The organism is Comamonas sp. NyZ500 (genome assembly GCF_016772095.1).
Lineage (GTDB): Bacteria > Pseudomonadota > Gammaproteobacteria > Burkholderiales > Burkholderiaceae_C > Comamonas > Comamonas thiooxydans.
Window position 1 is genome coordinate 13,355 of the sequence record NZ_JAEIJE010000024.1, and the last position, 22,428, is coordinate 35,782.

Annotated in this window: 22 protein-coding genes; 16 read left to right on the forward strand and 6 right to left on the reverse strand. The window is 65.0% G+C overall.

All coding sequences use genetic code 11. From position 1 onward, the window contains the following. Positions 1–5: 5 nt before the first annotated feature. Complete coding sequence (gene hpnE / locus JAO85_RS22790) at positions 6–1,352, forward strand: hydroxysqualene dehydroxylase HpnE (RefSeq protein ID WP_202789104.1); 1,347 nt, start codon at positions 6–8, stop codon at positions 1,350–1,352. Between the two features lie 149 nt (positions 1,353–1,501). Then, positions 1,502–2,524, forward strand: coding sequence for a tripartite tricarboxylate transporter substrate binding protein (locus tag JAO85_RS22795; protein ID WP_202789105.1), 1,023 nt, complete (start codon positions 1,502–1,504; stop codon positions 2,522–2,524). A 122-nt stretch (positions 2,525–2,646) separates the two neighbouring features. On the opposite strand, the gene JAO85_RS22800 is transcribed toward JAO85_RS22795, so the two are convergent. Genes JAO85_RS22800 through JAO85_RS22810 form a run of 3 tightly spaced genes read right to left on the reverse strand, consistent with a single transcriptional unit; the run spans position 2,647 to position 4,553 of the window. Then, on the reverse strand, positions 2,647–2,862 hold the full coding sequence (locus tag JAO85_RS22800; protein ID WP_158390524.1) for a DUF2788 domain-containing protein: 216 nt from the start codon (positions 2,860–2,862) through the stop codon (positions 2,647–2,649). 47 nt (positions 2,863–2,909) lie between these two features. Continuing rightward, entirely contained in the window at positions 2,910–3,758 is an 849-nt protein-coding gene (locus JAO85_RS22805; protein WP_202789106.1) for a DUF2189 domain-containing protein, read from the reverse strand. A 45-nt stretch (positions 3,759–3,803) separates the two neighbouring features. Further along, positions 3,804–4,553 carry an HAD family hydrolase gene (locus JAO85_RS22810; protein ID WP_202789107.1) on the reverse strand — a complete coding sequence of 250 codons (750 nt, stop codon included), beginning with the start codon at positions 4,551–4,553 and terminating at the stop codon, positions 3,804–3,806. Positions 4,554–4,626: 73 nt separating this feature from the next. On the opposite strand from JAO85_RS22810, the gene hemH reads away from it, so the two are divergent. From hemH to JAO85_RS22880, 14 genes are all read left to right on the forward strand, one after another. Next, on the forward strand, positions 4,627–5,724 hold the full coding sequence (gene hemH / locus JAO85_RS22815; RefSeq protein WP_003068882.1) for a ferrochelatase: 1,098 nt from the start codon (positions 4,627–4,629) through the stop codon (positions 5,722–5,724). Positions 5,725–5,769: 45 nt separating this feature from the next. Then, the gene (locus JAO85_RS22820) at positions 5,770–6,747 is read left to right on the forward strand and encodes a LysR family transcriptional regulator (RefSeq protein WP_003068880.1); all 978 of its coding nucleotides are present in this window, start codon (positions 5,770–5,772) and stop codon (positions 6,745–6,747) included. Between the two features lie 192 nt (positions 6,748–6,939). After that, on the forward strand, positions 6,940–7,893 hold the full coding sequence (locus JAO85_RS25835) for an isopenicillin N synthase family oxygenase (RefSeq protein WP_039050525.1): 954 nt from the start codon (positions 6,940–6,942) through the stop codon (positions 7,891–7,893). Positions 7,894–7,904: 11 nt separating this feature from the next. Beyond that, positions 7,905–8,705 (forward strand): alpha/beta fold hydrolase, encoded by an 801-nt coding sequence (locus JAO85_RS22830; RefSeq protein WP_202789108.1) that lies wholly within the window; start codon positions 7,905–7,907, stop codon positions 8,703–8,705. A 40-nt stretch (positions 8,706–8,745) separates the two neighbouring features. Beyond that, positions 8,746–9,744: an ABC transporter substrate-binding protein gene (locus JAO85_RS22835; protein WP_202789109.1), complete on the forward strand. Its 999-nt coding sequence runs from the start codon at positions 8,746–8,748 to the stop codon at positions 9,742–9,744. Between the two features lie 68 nt (positions 9,745–9,812). After that, positions 9,813–10,592 (forward strand): ABC transporter ATP-binding protein, encoded by a 780-nt coding sequence (locus JAO85_RS22840; RefSeq protein WP_003078463.1) that lies wholly within the window; start codon positions 9,813–9,815, stop codon positions 10,590–10,592. A 30-nt stretch (positions 10,593–10,622) separates the two neighbouring features. Next, positions 10,623–11,384, forward strand: a complete 762-nt coding sequence (locus JAO85_RS22845; RefSeq protein ID WP_202789110.1) for an ABC transporter permease — start codon at positions 10,623–10,625, stop codon at positions 11,382–11,384. Positions 11,385–11,404: 20 nt separating this feature from the next. Next, the gene (locus tag JAO85_RS22850; RefSeq protein WP_054075714.1) at positions 11,405–11,917 is read left to right on the forward strand and encodes a nucleoside deaminase; all 513 of its coding nucleotides are present in this window, start codon (positions 11,405–11,407) and stop codon (positions 11,915–11,917) included. 24 nt (positions 11,918–11,941) lie between these two features. After that, the gene (locus tag JAO85_RS22855) at positions 11,942–12,739 is read left to right on the forward strand and encodes a xanthine dehydrogenase family protein subunit M (protein WP_054075713.1); all 798 of its coding nucleotides are present in this window, start codon (positions 11,942–11,944) and stop codon (positions 12,737–12,739) included. Positions 12,740–12,745: 6 nt separating this feature from the next. After that, positions 12,746–15,028 carry a xanthine dehydrogenase family protein molybdopterin-binding subunit gene (locus JAO85_RS22860; protein ID WP_202789111.1) on the forward strand — a complete coding sequence of 761 codons (2,283 nt, stop codon included), beginning with the start codon at positions 12,746–12,748 and terminating at the stop codon, positions 15,026–15,028. Continuing rightward, a complete protein-coding gene (locus JAO85_RS22865; protein ID WP_202789112.1) occupies positions 15,025–15,561 on the forward strand; it encodes a (2Fe-2S)-binding protein in 537 nt (178 codons plus the stop codon). Before JAO85_RS22860 ends, JAO85_RS22865 begins: the two co-directional genes overlap by 4 nt. Positions 15,562–15,776: 215 nt before the next feature. Further along, entirely contained in the window at positions 15,777–16,733 is a 957-nt protein-coding gene (locus JAO85_RS22870; protein WP_202789113.1) for a sulfurtransferase, read from the forward strand. 167 nt (positions 16,734–16,900) lie between these two features. Continuing rightward, positions 16,901–17,998: a YeeE/YedE thiosulfate transporter family protein gene (locus tag JAO85_RS22875; protein ID WP_202789114.1), complete on the forward strand. Its 1,098-nt coding sequence runs from the start codon at positions 16,901–16,903 to the stop codon at positions 17,996–17,998. A 13-nt stretch (positions 17,999–18,011) separates the two neighbouring features. After that, positions 18,012–18,185, forward strand: coding sequence for a hypothetical protein (locus tag JAO85_RS22880; protein ID WP_012837430.1), 174 nt, complete (start codon positions 18,012–18,014; stop codon positions 18,183–18,185). A 61-nt stretch (positions 18,186–18,246) separates the two neighbouring features. On the opposite strand, the gene JAO85_RS22885 is transcribed toward JAO85_RS22880, so the two are convergent. The 3 genes from JAO85_RS22885 to JAO85_RS22895 form a co-directional block, all read right to left on the reverse strand. After that, entirely contained in the window at positions 18,247–19,197 is a 951-nt protein-coding gene (locus JAO85_RS22885; protein WP_003068843.1) for a VTT domain-containing protein, read from the reverse strand. Positions 19,198–19,280: 83 nt separating this feature from the next. Next, positions 19,281–20,195, reverse strand: coding sequence for an alpha/beta fold hydrolase (locus JAO85_RS22890; RefSeq protein WP_039050518.1), 915 nt, complete (start codon positions 20,193–20,195; stop codon positions 19,281–19,283). Between the two features lie 92 nt (positions 20,196–20,287). Next, positions 20,288–22,426: a D-(-)-3-hydroxybutyrate oligomer hydrolase gene (locus tag JAO85_RS22895; protein WP_202789115.1), complete on the reverse strand. Its 2,139-nt coding sequence runs from the start codon at positions 22,424–22,426 to the stop codon at positions 20,288–20,290. Positions 22,427–22,428 lie beyond the last annotated feature (2 nt).

Here is a 22,428-nt window from a genome sequence, read left to right on the forward strand (position 1 = left end):
GCGCCATGCAAGTTGCCATCATCGGTGGCGGCTGGGCCGGCATGGCCGCCGCAGTACAGCTCTCGCTAAGCGGCCATCAACCCACGGTTTTCGAAGCCGGCCGCCAGCTCGGTGGCCGGGCCCGCAATCTGGAACTGCCGGGCGGCAGCTTCGCCGACAACGGCCAGCATATTCTGATCGGCGCCTATGCCGAATGCCTGCGACTCATGCGCGCCGTGGGCGTGGCGCCGGAACAAGCCCTGCTGCGCAGGCCACTGGTCATGCGCTACGCCGATGGCAACGGCCTGTCCTTCCCCGACCTGCCGGCGCCGCTGGACGCCTTGATCGGCATTGCCACAGCCAACGGCTGGTCGCTACGCGAACGTGCCGCCCTGCTGGGCCGTGCCCTGCGCTGGCGCGTTCAGGGCTTTCGCTGCGCAGAGGCTGCAACCGTTGCCGATATCTGCAGCGGTTTGCCAATGCGCCTGCTCGACGAATTCATCGAGCCGCTGTGCGTGTCGGCCCTCAATCTGCCAGCCGCACAGGCCAGCGGCAGCATCTTCTTGCGCGTTCTGCATGACGCGCTGTTCGCGGGCACAGGCGGCTCCCATTTTCTGCTGCCGCGCTGCGGACTCGGCGATCTGTTTCCGAATCCGGCCGCGCAATGGCTGCAAGGCCGTGGGCATGCGGTGCATACGGCCAGCCGGATTCAGGAGCTGATCCCCCAAGGCCGGCAATGGCTGCTGCGCAGCTCCAATCCAGCCATTGCCGCGGAGCTGGAGCAATCGCGCTTTGATGCCGTGCTGCTGGCCTGCCCACCTCAGGAAGCCGTCCGCCTGGCCCTGCTGGCGGCCGAAGACCAGCGCCTGCCCGCACGCGACGCGGTGGCTTACCAGCACTGGGCACAGACCGCGCAGGCGCTGGAGCACACGGCCATTGCCACGGTCTATGCGCGCACCAGCCATCGCCTTGCCGCCGGGCTGCCCTGGCTGGCACTGCAACCCGGCGAGCAGGCTCCAGCCCAGTTTGTTTTTGACCGCGGGCACCTACAGCCATCAGATGGCACCCAGCAAGGCCTGATGGCCTTTGTCGTCAGCGACTGCCGCACGGACCGCCAAGCCCTGGAGCAGCAGGTGCTGGAACAAGCCCGGCAACAGCTGGGCTGGCAGGACATTCAAGCTGTGCTGACCGTGGTTGAAAAGCGCGCCACATTTGCCTGCATGCCCAACGTGAAGCGCCCAGGCATGGAACTGGGCCATGGCCTCTGGGCTTGCGGTGACTATGTGAACGGCCCCTATCCAGCGACGCTGGAAGGTGCGGTGCGTTGCGGGATTACGGCAGCTGACGAACTGGTCCGGATGGACCAGGACTGAGCAGCTCTAGCGCAAACCCTATCAGCACAATCCTGATGCCCGGATCGCGCTGCCGCAGCCGGTTTGACAGCGATTTGACAGCCACAGTTGCAACCATGGCTTGAGAGGCAATCTCTCAGCCGCATAAAGCCAAAAGCAACGGAGACAACATGGCATCCACGTTCGACAAGTCCACTCACGAAGTTCTGAGCATCTCGCGCCGCCATCTGCTGACCGGCGCCGGAGCCCTGGCCTGCAGCGGCCTGCTGCCCGGCATGGCCCGCGCTGCCGATGACAGCTGGCCCAACCGCCCGATTCGCTTTGTCGTGCCGTTCGCGCCCGGCGGCAGCTCTGAAATCGTGGCCCGCTCCACCGCAGCCGAGCTGTCCAAGACCATAGGCCAGAACGTATTCGTGGACAACAAGCCCGGTGCCGCGGGCAATATCGCCATGCAGGAAGTGGCTCGCGCCGATGACCAGAGCACGGTCATCCTCGGCCATATCGGCACACTGGCCGTCAACCCTTATATTTTCGACAAGCTGCCCTGGGACCCTAAAAAGGACTTTGTGCCCGTGAGCCTGCTGGCCAAGGTGCCCAGCCTCTATGTGGTGCACCCCGACCTGCCCGTCAAGAACATTGCCGATCTGGTGGCCTATGCCAAGAAGAACCCCGGCAAGCTCAGCTATGGCTCGGCCGGCAACGGCAGCGCGGGGCATCTGGCATTCGAATATCTGAAGATGACGGCCGACATCTTCATGCTCCACGTGCCTTATCGCGGCACCGGCCCCATGATGACCGACCTGCTCTCGGGCCGTCTTGATGCGGCCTCGGTCGGCGCCGCCGCGCTGCTGCCCTTCATCAAGGCCGGCAAGGTGCGCTGTATCGCCACCGGCTCGACCAGGCGCCTGCCACAGCTGCCCGATGTGCCCACGGTGGCCGAGCAGGGCTTTGCAGGCTTCGAGATGACCCAGTGGTATGGCATGCTGGCCCCTTCCAGCCTGCCCCGCGCCCATGTGGACAAGCTGGCCGCAGAATGCGCCAAGGCCGTCAAGGCACCCGATGCGCTCAAACGCCTGCAAGGCGACGCGGCCGAACCCATTGGCAGCACGCCGGAGCAGTTTGCCCAGTTCATCAGCATCGAGCAGAACCGCTGGCAAAAAGTGCTCAAGCGCGCACAGGTGAAACCGGGTTGAACCCCGAGGCATCTCGCCTTCCCCCCTTCTTTTCAGAAGGGGTGAGAGATCCTCATTGCGGGGCCGGCCTTGCTGGATGTACTGGGCCGGTCAGCGCCGCGTGGCACAACGCGTAGCGCGGCTCAGTGGCTCTCTATCCACCACTGGATGATGATTTTGGCGAGATAGCCGACAAAGCCCACGCCCAGACCCAGAAAAATCACAAAGGTGCCGAACTTGCCTGCCTTGGACTGACGCGCCAGCTGCAGGATGATGAACACCATGAACAAGATGAAGGCGCCCACGCCCCAGGTCAGGAAAAAGTGGGCAAGCTGCTCTTCCGTATAACCGAATATCACGACAACCAGGTCCTTACAGCCTTTGCCAGGCCCTGGTCGCGCAGCGCTCAGACGGCAGGCACTATCGCGTCATCCCTGGCAGGGAATGCAGAGGCATCCACCAGGTCCCGATAGGCGTGCCAGCTGGCATGGCCCAGCAGGGGCATCACAACCACCAGCCCCAGCAGATAGCTGCCAAGGCCCAGCAAAGTCAACATCACAATCAGCGCCGCCCACAAGGCCATAGGGCCCGGGTTGGCCAGCACCACGGACCAACTGGTCAACACGGCCTGACGCACGGTCACTCGCCTGTCCAGCATCAGCGGCATGGCCACCACACTGGACGCAAAAATCGGAGCAGCCAGAAAGCTGCCCAAAGCCATCCATTGCACAAACAGCTGACCATCTCTGGCCAGCACCACATGCGCAATGAAATCCTGCAGGGTTTGCACACGCACGGGCGACATCACGGTGATCAGCGACGCAGAAATCAGCACCCAGCCCGTGGCCGCCAGCGCCAGCAAGGCGCCGAACCGAACCATGCACCAGTACCCTCCCCGGCCCGTGGCATGGCAGCTCTGCCATTGCGTCCAGGTGCGGCGGATCAGACCCCAGTCTGCCACCTCACCGCGCTCGATGGCCCGGCTGATGGCATAGAGGCTGGTAGCCACCAGAGGCCCCACCACCAGAAAGCCCGACAAGGCTCCTGCCATCAACCAGAAGCGATTGTGCCCCAGGGTCAGGATTGCTGCACCGATCAGGATCAAGGCCAGACCATGCGCCAGACTGATGAGCGGAGCCTTAGAAATGTCCTGCAAGGCTCTGGACAGCCACACCAGAGGCCGGCTCCAGGCAATGGTTCGCACAGGTGCCAGCGGAGGCGGGGTGAGAAGGCAGGCAGACAGGCAGGTAGGCATAGGCGGTCCTTGTTCGCTGACCCGCAAAGCTCCCGCTCGTCCCGGTCAACGATCTGCCAGCCCCTGACACAACTGCCAAAGGCTGGCGACTGTGACGTGGGGTTCAGGACCCACGCAAGGCCATGCTACCTGCCCGCGGTTGAGCCAGACTGCGTGCATACCCGCATCCATGGCGCCCCGGGCATCCAGCTCCGCATCGTCACCGATGTGCAGCACATGCTCGGGAGCCACGCCGGCCGCATCGGCCGCGGCCTGGAAAAACCGCGTCTCGGGCTTGGCCATCCCGGCTCCGCTTGCAGACAGCGAGGCGCGAAAATGCTCGCCTATCCCCACCACATGCACATTCGCATTGCCATTGGACAGGGCCACCACCGGCCAGCGCTGCGAGAGAAACTGCAGCGCCGGCAAGGCGTCGTCAAACAGTTCGACCCGCTGGCGAGCGGCAAAGAACTCGTCAAAGGCCGGTTCGGCCAGGGCAGGATCGTCGCCAGCGCGGGTCAGCGCCAGCCGGATAGACTCGCGGCGCAGGCCGCTGAGGTCGGCTTTCAGATCCGGGCGCAATGTCACGATTTCATGGCGCAAGGCACGCACCTTGTCCGTATCGCCCAGGTGCTTGGCCGTACCGGGAGCATGCTGCGCGAGCCACTGCAGCAAAACGCCCTCTGCCTTGGCAATCGTGGGCCAGATAGGCCAGAGCGTATCGTCCAGATCCAGGCTGATGGCGCGAATCTGGCCGCTGCGGCGCAGGCGCTGAAGGGTTTCAATGGCAGGGGCGGGGGTGTCTTGGGATTGCATGTCCCGAAGAATAGCGGCCCGGCTAATGCCGCAGAGCGGCTGCGCCTATCCGATTAGCTGACACAATTGCGCCATGCCATCACGCTTTGCGCCCGAACCCCGCTTCCGTCACGACCAATCCGCACGCACCGGCATCCTGCTGTGCAATCTGGGCACGCCGGCCGCCCCCACGGCCGCCGCAGTGCGCCCTTATCTGGCGGAGTTTCTCGGTGACGATCGCGTGGTCGAGATTCCCAAGCTCGCCTGGTGGCCGATTCTGCACGGCATCATCCTGCGCACCCGTCCGGCCAAGTCGGCCGCCAAGTACGCCACCGTCTGGCATGAAAAGGACGGCTCCCCGCTGCTGCACTGGACCACGCGCCAGGCCACTTTGCTGCGCGGCTGGCTGGGCGAGCGCGGCCACAATGTGCTGGTGCTGCCGGCCATGCGCTACGGCACGCCATCCATTGCGGCCCAGCTGGATGCACTCAAGAAAGACGGCGCGACGCGCATCCTGATCCTGCCGCTGTACCCCCAGTATTCGGGCACGACCACGGCCAGCGTGTTCGATGCCGTCTACGACTGGGCCAGAACCCAGCGCCATATTCCCGAGCTGCGTTTTGTCAACCGCTACCACGACGATGCCGGCTACATCGAAGCACTGGCGCAGCGCATCGAAGCCCACTGGCGCGGCCATGGTCGCGGGGAGAAGCTGGTCATGAGCTTTCATGGTGTGCCAGAGCGCACCCTGCATCTGGGCGACCCCTATCACTGCGAATCGCACAAGACGGCACGCCTGCTGGCCGAGCGACTCAAGCTCGGCAACGAGCAGTATCTGGTGACCTTCCAATCGCGTTTTGGCAAGGCCAAATGGCTGGAACCCTATACCGAGCCTTCGCTGATTGCCATGGCCCAGGCTGGCACTCGGCGCGTCGACGTGGTCTGCCCCGGCTTTACCAGCGACTGCCTGGAGACGCTGGAGGAAATCAAGCAGGAAGCGCGCGAGGCCTTTTTGCATGCGGGCGGCCAGCAGTTCGAGTACATAGACTGCCTCAACGACAGTGCGCCCTGGATCACCGCCCTCAGCGATATTGCCCAGCAGCATATGCAAGGCTGGCCCACCGGGCGCGAGGACGATGTCGATCTCAAGGCCCGCGCCCAGCACGCCAAGGCGGCCGGCGCGCCGCAGTAGGCGGCCATCCAGCGAACTGGCACGGCATATGCTGCCTCCGGCAGCATGCATATTCACGCCCGCTCCATTCGCTATTTCGACATGATCCGCCGTTGCGGCTCCATACGCGAAGCCGCACGCCATCTGCATGTGGCATCATCAGCAGTCAACCGCCAGCTGCTGCAGCTCGAGGACGAAATCGGCAGCCCGCTGTTCGAGCGCCTGAGCTCGGGCCTGCGGCTCACGGCCGCCGGCGAAGTTTTTTCGCGCCATGTGATCACGGTGCTGCAGGACGAGCACCGCCTCAGCACCGAGCTGGAGCTGCTGCGCGGCGTGCGTCGCGGCTCGGTCAGCGTGGCTGCCGTGGAAGGCCTGAACGCCGACCTGATGCCGGCCGTGCTCACGCAGATGCACAGGCGCTACCCCACGATTCAGATTCATGTGCGCACCTGCGGCTCCCAGCAGGCGGCACAGGCCGTGATTCAGGGCGATGCGGACGTGGGCATAGGCTTTTCGGTCAAGCGCCACGACAATCTGCGCCAATGCACCATGGGCCGCTTTGCGCTGGGTGCCATCGTGCCGCCCAAGCACCCGATTGCCCAGCTGGAGCGCGTGGACTTTGCGCAATGCGCAGCCTTTCCTCTGATTCTGCCAACGCCCGAACTCTCCATGCACGACTTGCTGCAGCCCTTGCTGGCGCACCACAAGCGTGCATTGCAGGTGTTGCTGGAAACCTCGTCCATCGAGCTGGCCAAGAGTCTTGCCGAACGCGGCGTGGGCATTTTCTTCCAGAGCAGGCTGGGACTGGAGCGCGAGCTGCGCGAAGGCAGGCTGGTCCATGTGCCGCTGGATACGCCCACCACGCTGTACTCCGAACTCGGCGTCTATGTGCGTGCAGGACGCACGCTGCCATCGGCACTCGACGCCTTCAACCGCATCGCAGCCGATGCCATAGAAAGCCGCGAGGACGAGGAAAGCGTCGCCCTACGTGAATGGGTGGCCCGCACGCAGGCCGCCGCTACGGCGGCTTCCGCCAGTAGCTGAGCCCGCCCTCTCCTACGCTTGCACCGGCATTGTGCGCATCGCTTTTTGCGAATGCACCAATGCCGTGCAGCGCTTTACCCATCAGCGACTGGCGCTCACATTTTTAGATCACCCCGCAGCAAAAGCTGCGCTATCCAGCACGGGCTGCGCTTTCTAAACTGACTCCAGTTCTTCAGTTTCTGGACGCCATTTGTGAGCATCTCTGCCCTCCCCCTCATCGACATCAGCGGCCTGCACAGCCATGACCCTGTGGATCAGCATCTGGTGGCCGAGCAACTGCGCCAGGCTTGCGAACAGCGCGGCTTCTTCTATATCACCGGCCATGGCATAGACCCGGCGCTGATCAGCAGCCTGTTTGCCGCCAGCCAGCGCTTCTTCGACCTGCCCATGACCGAAAAGCTGGCCGTGGACAAAAAGCTCTCCCGCTGCAATCGCGGCTATGAGCCGCTGCGTGCCCAGACGCTGGAGAGCGGCGCACCGCCCGATCTCAAGGAAAGCTTTTACGCCGGCGCCGAGGTCGCGGCCAACGATGCGCGCGTGCTGGCCGGCCGCTTCAATACCGGCCCCAACCAATGGCCCGAAACCCTGCCCGACTTCCGCGCCGTGATGCAGAACTATTACCAGGCCGCCTACGGCCTGGGCGCGACCATTGTGCGCGGCCTGGCCTTGTCGCTGGGCGTGCCGGTCAGCCACTTCGACGGCTATCTCAAGGAGGCCGCCGCGACCCTGCGCCTGCTGCATTACCCGCCCCAGCCTGCCAACCCCGAACCCGGCGAGAAAGGCTGCGGCGAGCACACGGACTTCGGCGGCGTGACCTTGCTGCTGCAGGACGAGGCCGGCGGCCTGCAGGTCTGGGACAAGGATCTCGGCAGCTGGATCGACGCGCCCCCCATGCCCGGCGCCTTCGTCGTCAACATCGGCGACCTGTTCGCGCGCTGGACCAACGACCGCTATGTCTCCACCTTGCACCGGGTCATCAATGTCTCGGGTCGCGAACGCTATTCCGTGCCCTTTTTCTTCACGGGCAACCCGCTGCACAAGGTGGAATGCATTCCCACCTGCCTGGACGAGGGCGAGCTGCCCAGATACCCGGCTGTCACGGTGGAGCAGCACCAGATCGAATGCTATCGCCGCACCTACGGTTGACGGAGGCCACGATGACAAGCTCACGCAATATGGTGCTGATCCACGGGGCCTGGCAAGGCAGCTGGGCTTTTGCGGCCTGGACGCCGCTGCTGCAGGCCCGAGGCTGGAAGGTGCTTGCCGTCAATCTGCCGGGCAACGATGCCGCCGCCGAAGACGACAGCTGCGCCAATCTCGACGGCTACACCGCCCATGTGCTGCGCGTGCTGGAATCGCTGGACGGCCCTGCCGTGGTGGTCGGTCACAGCGGTGGCGGCATGACGGCGTCTCAGGTCGCCCAGGCCGCCCCCGAGCGGGTCAGCGCCCTGGTCTACCTGGCCGGAATGATGCTGCCCAGCGGCGTGAGCTACGGCGATGTGATCGCACAATGCCGCGCCGCCGATCCGGGCTTTGACTACCAGGGCATAGGCCCGCATCTGGCCTGGAACGAGCAGCGCAATTCCAGCAGCGTGCCGCTGGAAGCCGCCATGGCTTTGTTCCTGCATGACTGCCCTCCAACCGCAGCGCTCAAGGCGGCCAGCCGTCTCTGCGTCCAGCCCGAAGCGGGCCGGACCATGGTGAACCGGCTCAGCGCCGAGCGTTTTGGCCGGGTGCCACGTATCTATGTGGAATGTCGCCAGGACCGCTCCGTGACGCTGCCGCTGCAGCAACGCATGCAGCAGCTCACGCCGGGCGCCAGGCGCATCAGCCTCGATTGCGGCCATGTGCCCCAGCTGGCCTGCCCTCAGGCCCTGAGCGACGCCTTGCTGCCGGCTTTAGATGAAATCCAATCGAAACCTTTTATGAGCTTACGCATTCCGCTCATCAATGTATAGCAAACAATTGCCCCGAACTCGCATTCTTCAGGAGTTATTCATGACGCGTCCCACCACCCACTTCAAACGCTGCGCCCTTTTCGCCATGCTCGTCGCCTGTGGCGCAGCGGCCCAGGCGGCCGACAAGCTCACGGTACAACTCGACTGGCTGCCCGGGGGCGACAAGTCCTTTGTCTATGCCGGCGTGCAGCAGGGCTTTTTCAAGGACGAAGGCCTGGACGTGAAGATTGTTCCCGGCCGAGGTTCGGCCGATGCCGTCACCAAGGTGGCCTCGGGCTCTGCCGATGTGGGTTTTGGCGGCATCTCGGCGCTGATGATGGCCGCTGCCGAAGGCAGGATTCCCGTCAAGGCCGTGATGTCGCTGTATTCCAAACAGCCCGATGCGCTGTTCACGCGCGCCGACAGCAAGATCAGGAACCTGAAGGACATGGAAGGCAAGACGGTGGCCATGCCCACCTTCTCCTCGTCGAATGCGCTGTGGCCCATCGTGCTGCAGAAGAACGGCGTGGACGCCAGCAAGATCAAGGTCATCAAGTCGGACCCGGCCACGCTGGCTCCCATGCTGGCTCAGGGCCGCGTGGACGCGACCATCAACTGGGTGACCGTGGCTCCGGCCTTCGGCGCCGTGCTCAAGCAGGCCAGCAGGGAACTGTCGGTCCTGCCCTGGACGCAGTTCGGTCTGGACGGCTATGGCTGGTCCGTCATGGCCAGCGACAAGACCATCAAGGAACGCCCCGAGGTGCTCAAGCGCTATGTGCGGGCACTGGGCAAGTCGCTGGAGTTCTCCATCCAGAACCCGCAAAAGGCGGCCGAGTCGCTGAAGGCCCTGGTGCCCGAAGCCGACACTGCCGTGGTCAAGGCCGAATTTGAAGCCTCCATCCCGCTGCTCAGGAACGAGATCAGCCAGCGCGACAGCCTGGGCAAATTCGAGCCCCGGCTGCTGGCTGCCACCTGGGGCTGGGTGGCCCAGTCCATGAGTTACGACCTCAAGAAGGTCGACCCGGAAACGCTGGTGGATCGCCGCTTTCTGAGCCAGTAAATCCCATGCGAGGGCGGCGCAGCACCGCCCTCGCGCTCCCGCCCTTGTTCTTTCCTTGATCGCCTGCCATGCAATACGTAATCGATCTGAACGCGGTCACCCAGACCTTTGTCTCCAGCGATGGCAGCCCTGTCACGGCCCTGCAGGGCGTGGACCTCCATCTACGCCGCCACGAATTCGTCTCGCTGATCGGCCCCTCGGGCTGCGGCAAGTCCACCATACTGCGCCTGATTGCGGGCCTGATCCGCCCCAGCAGCGGCGAGGTACGTATCTTCGATCTGCCCGTGACCGAACCACGCGACGAGATCGGCATGGTGTTCCAGAAGCCCACGCTGCTGCCATGGCTCTCGGTGCTGGACAACATCACCTTCCCCATGCGCCACAAATACGGCCATGTGGAAATGAAGGAAGAGGCCCGCGCCCAGCAATTGCTGGAGATGATCGGCCTCAGGGACTTCGGCCACAAGCGGCCCCACGAACTCTCGGGCGGCATGCAGCAGCGCGTCGCGATCGCACGGTCCTTGCTGCATGACCCGGACATCCTGCTGATGGACGAGCCTTTTTCGGCGCTGGACGCACTCACACGCGACGAAATGAGCCTGGAGCTGCTGCGTATCTGGAACGAGCGCCCCAAGACCGTGGTCTTTGTGACCCACTCCATCCAGGAGGCCTTGCTGCTGTCCGACCGCATCGTGGTCATGAGCGCCCGCCCGGGCCGTGTGGCCGACATCATCGATGTGCCGCTGGCACGCCCGCGCAGCATGGCCACTCTGGCCGATCCCGTGTTCACCGAAATGGCCAACGAGATTCGTCTCCAGGTCTTCAGCAAACACCCCGCACACGCCTGAAGATCCTCCCGCAGCCCCAAGAGGCCCCCTATGTCTGCCCTCATACAACGCCATGCTTCGCTGCTGGTCTTCCTCGCCGTACTACTGTTCTGGGAGTGCGCCTGCCGCCTGGCGCATATACCCGAGTACATTTTTCCTGCTCCCAGCCAGATCTGGCGCTCTGCTGCCGAGATGGGGCTGCAGCGCTGGCTGGAACATGTCACGGCCACCTTGCAGGTCGCGCTCATAGGCTATGCGCTGGCGATCGCACTGGCCATTCCGCTGGCCATTGCCATCACGCGATCGCAGTTGCTCTCGAAAATCATCATGCCCTGGCTGGTGGTGATCCAGTCCACCCCCATCGTGGCCGTCGCCCCCATCATCGTCGTCACGCTGGGTGCAGGCCTGCTGCCCCGCGTGGTCATCACCACGCTGATTGCCTTTTTCCCGCTGGTGGTTTCCACGGCCCTGGGCCTGGCTTCGGTGCCGGCAGAGCTGGTGGAGCTTTCGCGCTCGCTGCGCGCCACCACCAGCCGCCAGTACTGGCAGATTCGCATGCCGTTTGCCGTGCCCTATGTGTTTTCGGCCCTCAAGGTCTCCATCACGCTGGCCATTGTGGGCGCCGTGGTCGCCGAGTTCGTGGCTGCGGAAAAAGGCCTGGGCTATCTGATTCTGTTTGCCACCTCCTCCTTCAAGGTATCCGTGGCCTTTGCCGCACTGGCACTGCTGGTGCTGTGCAGCCTGCTGCTCTATGGTGGCGTACAGCAGCTGCACAAGCGCCTCTTTCCCTGGAGCCAGAGCACTCCCGCCTGATCAACACAAGGACCGCCACCATGACAGACCAGAACTTCCCCCCGCAGGGCCTGACGCCCTCTGCCGAACAAATCCAGCGCAATCTGCGTCGCGCCCAGGCGGTGGCCCAGCGCGCCACGCAAATGGGCCACCACCCCTTCGGTGCCGTGCTGGTGGGCCCCGATCAGGAGACCGTGCTCATGGAGCAGTGCAATATCGACACCGTCAATCACGCGGAATCGACCCTGGCGCGCATGGCGGCCACCAATTACACGGCCGAGTTTCTCTGGAGCTGCACGCTCTACACCAATGTGGAGCCCTGCTGCATGTGCGCCGGTACGGCCTACTGGGCCAATATCGGTCGCATCGTGTTCGGCATGACCGAGCATCGCCTGCTGGAATGCACGGGCAGCCATGGCGAGAACCCGACCATGAGTGTCTCGTCGCGCTATGTCTTCGACCATTGCCAGAAGGCCGTAGAGCTGATCGGCCCGATACCCGAGATGGAGGCCGAGATCGCCGCCCAGCAGCAAGCCTTCTGGGCGCAGCGCTGAGGGCCACGCCAGCAGGAGGCTGCCATGCTGCTCACCCACCCCTCGTCACCCCAGGCCGCGCAGGCCCTGGCCCGCAAGCTCGGCAATGCCGCCTGCTTCATCGCCGGGGGCACGCTGCTGCAGCAGTCATGGGCAGAGCCTCGCCTGGCGCCGTCGGCCACGCATTTCATCAATGTGATGCACTGGCCCGAGATGCAGCAGATCAGCCTCGGCCCGCAGTATTTGCATATCGGTGCAGGCATGCGGCTGGAAGCCGTCCGCTGTCACCCCTGGGTACAGCAGCACGCGCCCGTGCTCGTCCAGGCCCTGGCTCAGCTCGGAGCCATGGGGATACGCCGTCTGGGAACCCTGGGCGGCAATATAGGCTGGGGCGAAGGCGACTGCTGCCCGGTATTGCTGGCCATGGATGCACAGGTCGAATTGACGGACGGCAACCTGCAGTCGCTGGCGCAGACATTGAAGCTCATGGACCGGCCTCTGATGCTGTCGTTCCTGCTGCCACGCAGCGATGTGATGGAGCCCCGGCCACTGGTGTTCGAGAAGGTCGGCTACCGCGCGGCATTCTCCCCCGCGCGCCTGCGCATGGCCTTGCGCTGGAGCGATGCACAACAGCTGCTGAGCGTGGACCGAATCGCCGTGGCGGCCCCCGGCATAGGCGTGCACCGTCTGCAAGCCACGGAAAAGCTGCTGAGCTATGCGCAGGAGCTGCAGATCCGTCCCTCCCTCGGCGATGTACGCACCACCTGCGAGCAAAGCCTGCCTCCCGATCTGGCCCGGATTGCCAGCCGCCTGATTGCCGGACATTGCGGGCTGCTGGCCTGAACCGTCATGGAATTCCTCACCTCTCATCACATCCGCGAGCTGGGCCTGGAGACTTTGCCGGTCCGGCCCGATGCCAGGGCCAAGCTCGGCGGCAACCCGGGCTTTCTGACCGACCGCATTCGACCGGGTCAGCTGCGCGCAGCGATTCTCGGCAGCCCCCACCCCCATGCGCGCATTCTGAGCATCGACACCAGCGCCGCCCAAGCCCTACCAGGCGTCCATGCCGTGGTGACCCATGCCGATATTCCCGGCATCAAGCACTATGGCTTGCGCAAGGTGGACCGGCCCGTGCTCTGCATCGACAAGGTGCGCCATGTGGGCGACCCGGTCGCCGCCGTTGCGGCCGTGGACATGGAGACGGCGCGCCAGGCTCTGGCGCTCATCCGGGTTGACTACGAACCCCTGCCCCCGGTCTGCGACCCGGTCGCTGCCCTTGACGACACGGTGGCCGCCGCCCATCCGGTCCATCAGGGCGGCAATATGCTGCATGCCGCCAGCCACCGCCAGGGCGATATATCTGCGGCCCGGACAAGCACAGTGCACCGGGTGCAGGACAGCTATGTGACGCCGCGCCAGATGCATGCCTTTCTCGAGACCGAAGGCGGTGTCGCCGAGCCCGATGGCGCGGGCGGCCTGCAGCTGTTCTTCGGCGGCCACAATCCCGCGCGGGACAAGCAGGTCATCGCCGACATGCTGGGCCTGCCTCACGACAGAGTGCATGCCGTGGGCACCCCCGTGGGCGGCTCCTATGGCGGTAAGGACGAGCTGACGATTCAGCCGATTGCGGCCCTGCTGGCCTGGAAGGCGCAGCGCCCCGTACGGCTGCATCTGACACGCCCGCAATCGGTGGATCTGGGTGTCAAGCGACATCCCATGCAGATCGAAATGCAGACAGGCTGCGATGCACAGGGGCGGCTTACCTACCACCAGGTGCAGATAGTGGCCGACACCGGGGCCTATGCCACGCACGGCCCCGAGGTGCTGGATGCCGCGCTCGAGCATGCCCCCGGCCCCTACCGGTATCTGGCACTGGACCTCGGCGCCAGGCTGGCCTATACGAACAACGGCATCGCCGGTGCGTTTCGCGGCTTCGGTGCCGTGCAGGTGCAATTTGCACTCGAGCAGCAGATGGACAGACTGGCTGCGCTGGTCGGCATGACAGCTGACGCGTTTCGCGCCATCAATCTCGCCGCTCCGGAAGCACCCGGCCCGCTGGGCCAGCATGTCGTGCCATTTGACGGCGCCCAGCGCGCACTCGATGTCGCCCGCCAGCAAGCGCTGTGGCGCGGGCCGCATCGCTGGGCCAGCGCGGACGGCCGCCATCTGCACGGCGTGGGCCTCACGCTGATCCATCGCAGCGACGGCTTTGGCAAGGGTGGCCCCAGCGACTGCCGCATGGAGCTGGCCCTGGCCGCCGACGGTGCGATCGAGCTGCGCTGCGGCTTCACCGAACTGGGACAGAACCTGGTCGGAACCATCCAGAGCCTGGGCGCGCAGCATCTGGGCTGCGCAGCCGACGCGATCCGGCCGGTGCTGGGCGATACCCGGCTGACACCCGACTCGGGCCCTGTGGCCGCCTCGCGCGCCACCACGCTGGTATGGCGCGCCTTGCAGGAGGCAGCCCAGCCCTGGCAGCAAGCCTTGCTCCTGGCCGCCGCAAGACTGCTGCCCGATATCCCTCTGCGCTGCGGCGCATGGGGCCTGGAAAGCGCTGCGGGCCTGTGCCTGAGCTACGCCAATCTGGCAAAGGCATCGGGCGAACAAGCGCCCTGTATCTCCATAGACCTGCGCGCAGAGGACCCGGAGGGCAACGCGCATGACACCCACTTCGTCTTCGGAGCCTGCGCCGCCATTGCCCAGGTACGCGTCGACACCTGGAGCGGCATGGTCCGGGTGCAGCGGCTGGTGATGTGCACGGCCCTGGGACCCGTGGCATCGGCCCAGGGCTATCTGGGTCAGATGGAAGGCGGCGCCCTCATGGGCCTGGCCATGGGCACGCAGGAGGAGCTGGCCTGCCTGGACGGCCACTACCAGGCACGCAATCTCGACGGCTATCTGATCCCCACGCTGGCCGATGCCCCTGATATGCAGGTGCTGGCGATCGAGAACCTTCCCGAGGGCGATCCCATAGGACCGCGCGGAGCCGGCGAGATCAGCGTCAACCTGGCCCTGCCCGCAGTGGCCAATGCCCTGGCCGCCGCACTGCAGCGCCCCATCACCCAACTGCCCATGACCCCGGAGCGTGTGATCGCGCTGCTGGAGGCGGGCGCGGAGTCCTCCACACCATGACGACGACCCACATCCCGGAGCACGGTGGCAAGCCACCCGCAGCCAGCGCAAAGGAGGCCTCGGCTTTTGTGCTGCAGCTGAATCTGAACGGCCAGCCGGTCAGCGCCAGCTGCAGCCCCGATACCCGGCTGCTGACCTTGCTGCGCGAGCACTGGCACCTCATCGGGGCCAAACCCGGCTGCGAAGTGGGACGCTGTGGCGCCTGCATAGTCTGGCTCAACGGCGAGCCCGTGAATGCCTGCCTGCTGATGGCCTATCAGATCCAGGGCCAGACCGTGCGCACCATCGAGTCCGTGGCACAGGACAGCGCCAGCGAACCCGTGCGTGAGGCGCTGGCGCGCTGCGGCGGCGTGCAATGCGGCTATTGCAGCTCCGGCATGGTCATGAGCATGAGCTGGCTGCACCAGCAGCAGCCCCGCCCCACGGCTGCCGAGGCCGAGGCTCAGATGTGCGGAAACCTTTGTCGCTGTACGGGCTATGGCGGCATCCGGCGTGCCGTGCAGGAGCTGTTTCCGGCCGGGCAAAGCGCATGATTATTCAAAATTAATAGCTGCAATCGCTTACCTACAAAGCGACTCATCCACTTTTAACCACATTTATCAGAAACCACGCTGTTTGTTCGCCAGTTCATGACCCCAGGCAATAAGCAGACAAGTTTTTCTTGGTTGGCCCTGTCGCGGCAAGGCCGGACAATAGAGGCCCTGGGCATAGCCATGCCCCTGACGAATCGGCTTTGCCGACTCCTGCCATGAAAAACTCTCTGACAAGCTATGCGCTGGTTCTGGGCTTGGGCCTGAGCACCAGCGCCTGGGCGCTCGCAGCCCAACCCCTGCTCAACCCCGAGCAACTGCAGCCACTGCTGCAGCAGGCCGATGTCCGCCTCATCGATATCCGCGACCCCAAAGCCTTCGAGGCCGGCCATATCGCCCAGGCCGCCAACGCCCCCTACGGCAAATGGCGCGGCCCCGCCACCAATCCCGGCGAGCTGCCCGACCAGGCTAAGCTGGTGGCACTGGTGCAGTCCCTGGGCCTGACGCCAGCCACGCATGCCATCGTGATCTCCAGCGGAGCCGATGCCACGGACTTCGGCGCCGCGGCCCGCGTCTACTGGACGCTCAAAAGCCTGGGTCTCCAGGAGTTGTCCATCGTCAACGGCGGCATGAAGGCCTGGGAAAGCGCAGGCAAGCCCCTGGCCAAGACCCGCACGCAGATCGCACCCAGCAGCTACGCACCGACCTTTGACGCCAGTTGGCTGGCCACCCAGCAGGACGTGGGCAGGCATCTCGACCTGTCCAACGCGGCTCTGGTGGACTCGCGCCCCGACGCCTTCTATCTGGGCAAGACCCGTGCGCCCGCCGCCAAGCTCTCGGGCACCCTGCCCGGCGCCCAGCAGCTGGATTTCAACCAGTGGTTTGTGCCAGGTACTTCGCAGTTCGTGGATACCGCCAAGGCCAGGGAGATCGCCGCCAAGGTCCAGCGCCCGCAAGGCCAGGACATGGTGGCCTTCTGCAACACCGGTCACTGGGCGGCCACCGACTGGTTCGGCCTCTCCGAAATGGCCGGCCTGCCCAATGTGAAGCTGTATGCGGGCTCCATGGTGGACTGGACGCAATCCAAGGACGCGCCGCGCATGGCCAACCAGCCAGGCCGCGCCCAGTCATTGGCCTATGACGCCCAAAAATGGTGGGAAAAAACATTCAAGTAAGCCCCTGAGTCGCTTCGCGCCTTCCCCAATCCGGACGCCCCCAAGCGGGACAGACACCCTCGCTGCGAGGCAGCGGGGCCGCCTAGGACTTGCTTGGTGTCTCTGACTTGGTATGTGGCGGTATTACACGCCTCGAACTCTTGAGGCACTGAATTAACACTAAAAACATGAAACGACTTCCCATAACGGCCTTGCTGGCCGTTTTCTTTGGCTGGCTGCTGTGGTCGGTCTCGGTGCGCCAGGCGGCGCTGTTCTCTGTGGGCATAGGCCTGGGCGCGGTGCTGGCCGGCAAGCGCTTTGGTTTCACCACGGGCTGGCGCATGCTGGTCGAGGAAAAAGACGGCAGCGGCATCTTTGGCCAGTTGCTGCTGCTGGCGCTGGCTGCAGCCCTGGCCATGCCTTTGCTGGGCCATTTCCCCGAGCTGACGGCAGCTCTCGGCCCCCCCAGCATCAGCCTGCTGGTTGGAGCCTTTGTCTTTGGCCTGTGCATGCAGATCGCCGACGGTTGCGGTAGCGGCACGCTGTACAAAGCCGGCATGGGCATTCCCATGAACACGGCCATACTGCCCCTGTTTGCGATCGGCAGCTTTCTGGGCAGCCTGCACCTGGGCTGGTGGCTGGACCTGGGCAATACGGCACCCGTGGGTCTGGTCACGCAATGGGGCTGGGCTCCAGCGCTGATCGCCACGCTGGTCGCACTGGCCGTGATAGCGGCAGGCGTGGCCCTGTATGTGAAAAAGGCCAATGCCGCCCTGAACCGCCCGGCCAAGCCGCTGCTGGTGCGCAAATGGCTGGTCGGCGCCGTGCTGCTGGCCATCCTGGCCACGCTCAATCTGATCATTGCGGGCCAGCCCTGGGGCGTGGTCTACGGCTTTGGTCTGTGGGCCGCCAAGATCGTCAACGCCACGGGCGCCGTCGATCTGGCCAGCAACTGGTTCTGGAGCCAGCCCGGCAATGCGGCGCGCCTGCACGAAACCGTGCTGCTGGACGTGACCAGCATCACCAATATCGGCATTCTGGGCGGCGCACTGTGGATTGCCGCCGGCAAGCCCGCGGCTGCCAAGGCACTGACAGGCGCGCAATGGGTCGTGGCCCTGGTGGCGGGACTGGTGCTCGGCTATAGCTCGCGCCTGGCTTTCGGCTGCAATGTGGGCGCCATGCTCTCGGGCATCTCCACCGGCTCCATCCACGGCTGGATCTGGGTGCCGCTGGCATTTGCAGGCACCATCTTCGGCCTGCGCATCCGCCGCCATTTCGGCTTCTGAGCAAGGAACAACCATGACCTCACCAAGCACCTTGCGCACCGTATTCTGGGCTCTGCTGCTCGTCTTTCTGGCCTGGGACTTTCATACATCGCCGGCCATCGACCTGCGCTTTGAAGCGCCGCTGATCGCAGCCGGCTCCGGCCAGGCTGCACAGGGCGGACATTGCTCCATGCCTGCCGGAAAATAAGCGCCACAGTCCCTGCTCCGACGCCCTGCCCTACGGTCAGGGCGTTTTCTTTGGCGCCTGCTCAGGCCCGGGGCTTTTCCAGCTCGAAGCCCGCTGCCTCCCAGGCCGTCAGGCCACCGGACAATGGCCGGACGTTGTGAAATCCCGCACGCTGCAATTGCCGGGCCACGCGCGCGGCGGAGATCTCGTCGGGACAGTCGCAGTACACAACCAGGCCATGCTCATGCCGCTCGCGCGGCAGCAAATGTTCGTAGGCCGCCTTGCCCTTGCCCTGATGCTCCAGCCAGGAGCTGGCTCCGGGAATATGACCCTGACCGAAGAGCAGGGGTTCGCGCACATCGATCACCGTCGGCGTGATGCCCTGGGCGTTGAGCCCCGCCAGTTCCTCGACCGACATGCGCGGCATCTTCAGCGAACGCACGACGCGCTGCCTCTGCCACCATTTGCGCGCCACGAAGACCGCGAACGCCACGCACAGCAGCAGCAGCCCCCATTTGCCCAGCGCCGTCAGCACATCGAGCAGATCCTGCACCGTGGAGCTGAACAGCGAGCCCAGAAACACCGCCGAGCCCACCCAGATCAGGGCCCCCAGCGTATCGAACAACACAAAGGTGCGCAGCGGCGTGCCCACCACACCGGCCAACGCACTGGCAATGGAGGCAAAGCCCGGCACGAACTTGGCCACCAGCAGGGACTTGGCCCCCCAACGCCCATAAACCGACTCGGTCTGGCGTATGCAGGCATCGGGCGAGAGCGAAATGCGGCAGATACGTCCCAGCACCCTGTGCCCATAGGCCCTGCCAGCGTGGTACCAGAGCACATCGGCTATCAGCGCTGCGGCCACTGCAATCACGGTGAGCCAGCCCAGACGTGCCAGGCTGCCCCCCTCCAGCGCTCCGGTCACCACCAGCACCGGATAGGCAGGGATGGGCGCGCCCAGCTGCTCTATCAGCACATTGAGAAAGACAATGCCGAAGCCGTATTCCCGAATCAGATCCACGACAAAACCCATGACCCACGCTCCTTACCCCGACCAGGGTTAGCCACCGATGCTAGCGAGACGCGAACATCCCCGGGGCTGCGAGGTTTTGCGCTTCAAGCCTGGTGCAAATGGGACAGAACGGCCTCGAAATGCGTACTCACATTGAGCGCCGGCGCATGGCCGCAGTCCGGCACTTCCAGCCAGGTCAGCAGACCTCGAGCACCGGGGCCACGCTGCTGCATCTGCTCGGCCACCGGCTTGAGCACCAGATCGGACTCCTCGCCGCGCAGCAACAGCACGGGCAGTTGCAGCGCGTCATAGTGAGTCCAGAGCAGATAGTCGTTGTCATGCTCGGTGAACTGCTCGATCATGCGCGGATCGTAATGCGGGGTGACGCGGCCGTCATCGCAACGACGCGTGCTGGTCTCGGTCAGCTTGCGCCACTCGAAATCGCTGAGCCAGCCATAGGGCTTGTAGGCCGCGCGGAAAAAACCTTCCAGCTCGGCGACGGTGTCGAACACCGGCGGCCGGCCCGCGTAGCTCTTGATGCGGGCCAGCGCAGCCTCGGCCAGTTCGGGCGCATTGTCGTTGAGCGTGAGCGTGAGAATGCGCTGCCTGAGAGCCGGCTCGAACAGGCCGGATGCACAGACCGTGCCTATCGCTCCACCCATGCTGGTGCCCACCCAGTGCACCTGCTGCAGCGCCAGCGCATCCATCAGCTCGCGTGCCAGCCGGGCATAGAAGCGCAGCTGATACTCCTCGCGCGGGTTGCGGCTCCATTGGCTCAGACCGCGGCCCAGCGTATCCGGGCAGATGACGCGATAGCCTTGCACCGTAAGAAACTGCGCCAGTGCATCCATGTCGCGCCCCGTGCGTGCCAGGCCATGCCAGGCGATCACCGTAGCCTTGGTCGGGCCTTGCGGCTTCCAGTCAAGGTAATGAATCTCGTAGCCAGCGCAGTTCGCATAGCAGGATGCCGGCACGATGGCCGCAGAAGCGCAGTGGTTGGGCATGGCAGGTTTCAGCATCAAAAAGGCCTCCAGCGCATATGTGATAAGCGCTATCAGCTATCAACTTCGGTAGTCAGCCGGCAGCCGTAGCCACCGGCCGGTCATGCGTATCAGTCCGGCACGCGGATGGCTCCGGCACTGACCTCTATCCTGTCGGCCGCTGCCGGCGTGCCGGTAATCAGCGGCAGATTGGCTGGCTGTATGGCCGGTGCCTGGCCCGGGTTGCCACCACGAGGCACGGTGCGCACCACCTGGCTGGGAGGCAGCGCCTTGCCGTTGGCAAGGTGGTCATACATGGCATCGAGCGCGCGGTTCAGATAGACATGCAGCGGGATGTAACGCGTGTCGTACCCCGGCAGCACGGTGGGCAGGCCGATGAAGCTGTCGAAGTGCTGGGCATTCGTGACCTCCACATAGCTGAGCTTGCTGGCAGCGCCTTCCACTTTCCGGTTGAGCGCCACATAGGGCCGCGTCGTGTGGTTCACGGGCAGCAGCGCATCCGCGCGGCCATGGACGATGATGGCCGGCTTGCCCTGCAGATTGCCGTTGCGCCTTGTCTCGTCGACACCGGCCTGCAGCGCCCTGGCGGCACCATCATTGCCCGTGACGAGATTGCGCAGGCATAGCGCACCCGGCGTGTTCCAGTCGGCCAGGCCCGAGTTCACCGAGACGGAGAGGAAGTCGCGCGCGGCACCGAACTTGCCCTTGTTGTTGATGAGCTGCACGCCGCTCGATGGCGGCACGCCGTTGCCCGTGGAGAACATGCTGGCCAGCGCCTCTGGGGCCAGCGGCGTCACTGCGCCCGCAGCCGTCGTACCGGCATAGCTGTAGCCGCAGAGGTTGTCCTTCACGCTGGCGCGCGAGAGCGAGTTGGCAAAAGTGACCGACACGGCGGGCGCCACCTCAAAGGCGGCCAGCGAGGCATGCAGCTCGCTGGACTCCGGCTCCCAGCCATAGTCGCGCAGCTTCTGCAAAGCTTCTTCGGCCTGGGCCGCCGTGGTCGTGGCATTCAGCAAGCCGGCAGTCCTGAGTGCCGCGCAGCGGTTGGGCGCAATCGGCAGAGCCGTGCTGGCAAACCCCGCAGCAAACGCAGCCGCATAGGGAGAGCCGCTGACCGATGCCGCCAGCGAGGCGCAGGATTGATAGAGGTTGGCATAGCTCGTGAAGTCCACCAGCGTCTTGCCCACCACTGGCAGTGCCGTGCCGCCGCGCTGCACGGTCACGCCGGGGCTGGCGGGCAACTCCACCGCAGGCTCGGACACGGCCACGCCGTTGATCAGCCCCTGCGAGTCCTGCTCGGCGGCGGCAATCGCCGCGCCGCCGCCGTTGGAGATGCTGGACGCGATGACGATGGTGTTGCTCGGCTTGAGCGTCCGCAGGCGTTCGCCCAGAATATTGCGGTCCCCATAGCGCTCGTTGAGCACGTAGTAGGCGAACTCCACGGCCTGCAGCGTGGTGCGGCCCCAGTCCTTCTCGGGGTTCTGGCCCGAGTGCGCATGCTTGAAGGCAAAGCGGTTGGGCGTGGCAGTGTTGAAGGCGGCCAGTTCGCCAGCCGTGAGCCCCGCATTGAATGCAGCCTGCTTGCCCGCTGCGGCAGCCGTGCTGCGCGTGCCGTCGATCAGCGGCACGGTGTCGTTCATGAGGTCATGTGGCGCGGCGCCCGTGCCCTTGTCGGAATAGGCCACCGCGCAGCCGCGCTTGAGCCCCCATTCGCCCGTGGTGATGGCGCCGTACACGCCGCGCGAGCCCGAAGCCGTGGCGGTGATGATGCAGGCCTTCCTGGGATCGAAGCTGTCCGGCACCTGCACCATGAGCGTGACGTTCTTGCGGCCCGTGCCGTCGTCCGAGAACGCGATGTACTCGGTGCCGGCAATCCTGCCTTCGCCGGCCGTCACCCGGCCCTGCGCATCCACATTGGGGCCGTAGAGCGTGCCGTAGCCGCCCGCTGCCGTCATGTCCAGCATGGCGCGGTAATTGGTATAGATGGCCAGGCGGCGCAGCTCGGCCGCCGTGGGTTGGAGCGCGCTGGCAAAGCCCGGCGCCGTGGCCACGGCCAGGCCGCTCTTGCCCAGGCCCGCGGTCAGCAGGTCATCGCTGCTGCCGTCATAGCTCTGCTGCCGCACCGTGCCCAGGTAACCGGGTTTGGCATTGAGCTCGCCTCCATCACCGCCCCCGCAGGCGGTCAGCACGGCAGCCGCCAGCACCGCAAGGGCCGCGGGTGGCAAGGCAATCGCATAGGTCTTCTGCATGG

Bases quoted from the DNA above. Each gene is read 5' to 3' on its own strand.
- hpnE (WP_202789104.1), top strand. From the start codon at position 6: ATGCAAGTTGCCATCATCGGTGGCGGCTGGGCCGGCATGGCCGCCGCA.
- JAO85_RS22795 (WP_202789105.1), top strand. From the start codon at position 1,502: ATGGCATCCACGTTCGACAAGTCCACTCACGAAGTTCTGAGCATCTCG.
- JAO85_RS22805 (WP_202789106.1), bottom strand. From the start codon at position 3,758: ATGCCTACCTGCCTGTCTGCCTGCCTTCTCACCCCGCCTCCGCTGGCA.
- JAO85_RS22810 (WP_202789107.1), bottom strand. From the start codon at position 4,553: ATGCAATCCCAAGACACCCCCGCCCCTGCCATTGAAACCCTTCAGCGC.
- hemH (WP_003068882.1), top strand. From the start codon at position 4,627: ATGCCATCACGCTTTGCGCCCGAACCCCGCTTCCGTCACGACCAATCC.
- JAO85_RS22820 (WP_003068880.1), top strand. From the start codon at position 5,770: ATGCATATTCACGCCCGCTCCATTCGCTATTTCGACATGATCCGCCGT.
- JAO85_RS22830 (WP_202789108.1), top strand. From the start codon at position 7,905: ATGACAAGCTCACGCAATATGGTGCTGATCCACGGGGCCTGGCAAGGC.
- JAO85_RS22835 (WP_202789109.1), top strand. From the start codon at position 8,746: ATGACGCGTCCCACCACCCACTTCAAACGCTGCGCCCTTTTCGCCATG.
- JAO85_RS22840 (WP_003078463.1), top strand. From the start codon at position 9,813: ATGCAATACGTAATCGATCTGAACGCGGTCACCCAGACCTTTGTCTCC.
- JAO85_RS22845 (WP_202789110.1), top strand. From the start codon at position 10,623: ATGTCTGCCCTCATACAACGCCATGCTTCGCTGCTGGTCTTCCTCGCC.
- JAO85_RS22850 (WP_054075714.1), top strand. From the start codon at position 11,405: ATGACAGACCAGAACTTCCCCCCGCAGGGCCTGACGCCCTCTGCCGAA.
- JAO85_RS22855 (WP_054075713.1), top strand. From the start codon at position 11,942: ATGCTGCTCACCCACCCCTCGTCACCCCAGGCCGCGCAGGCCCTGGCC.
- JAO85_RS22860 (WP_202789111.1), top strand. From the start codon at position 12,746: ATGGAATTCCTCACCTCTCATCACATCCGCGAGCTGGGCCTGGAGACT.
- JAO85_RS22865 (WP_202789112.1), top strand. From the start codon at position 15,025: ATGACGACGACCCACATCCCGGAGCACGGTGGCAAGCCACCCGCAGCC.
- JAO85_RS22870 (WP_202789113.1), top strand. From the start codon at position 15,777: ATGAAAAACTCTCTGACAAGCTATGCGCTGGTTCTGGGCTTGGGCCTG.
- JAO85_RS22875 (WP_202789114.1), top strand. From the start codon at position 16,901: ATGAAACGACTTCCCATAACGGCCTTGCTGGCCGTTTTCTTTGGCTGG.
- JAO85_RS22880 (WP_012837430.1), top strand. From the start codon at position 18,012: ATGACCTCACCAAGCACCTTGCGCACCGTATTCTGGGCTCTGCTGCTC.
- JAO85_RS22885 (WP_003068843.1), bottom strand. From the start codon at position 19,197: ATGGGTTTTGTCGTGGATCTGATTCGGGAATACGGCTTCGGCATTGTC.
- JAO85_RS22890 (WP_039050518.1), bottom strand. From the start codon at position 20,195: ATGCTGAAACCTGCCATGCCCAACCACTGCGCTTCTGCGGCCATCGTG.
- JAO85_RS22895 (WP_202789115.1), bottom strand. From the start codon at position 22,426: ATGCAGAAGACCTATGCGATTGCCTTGCCACCCGCGGCCCTTGCGGTG.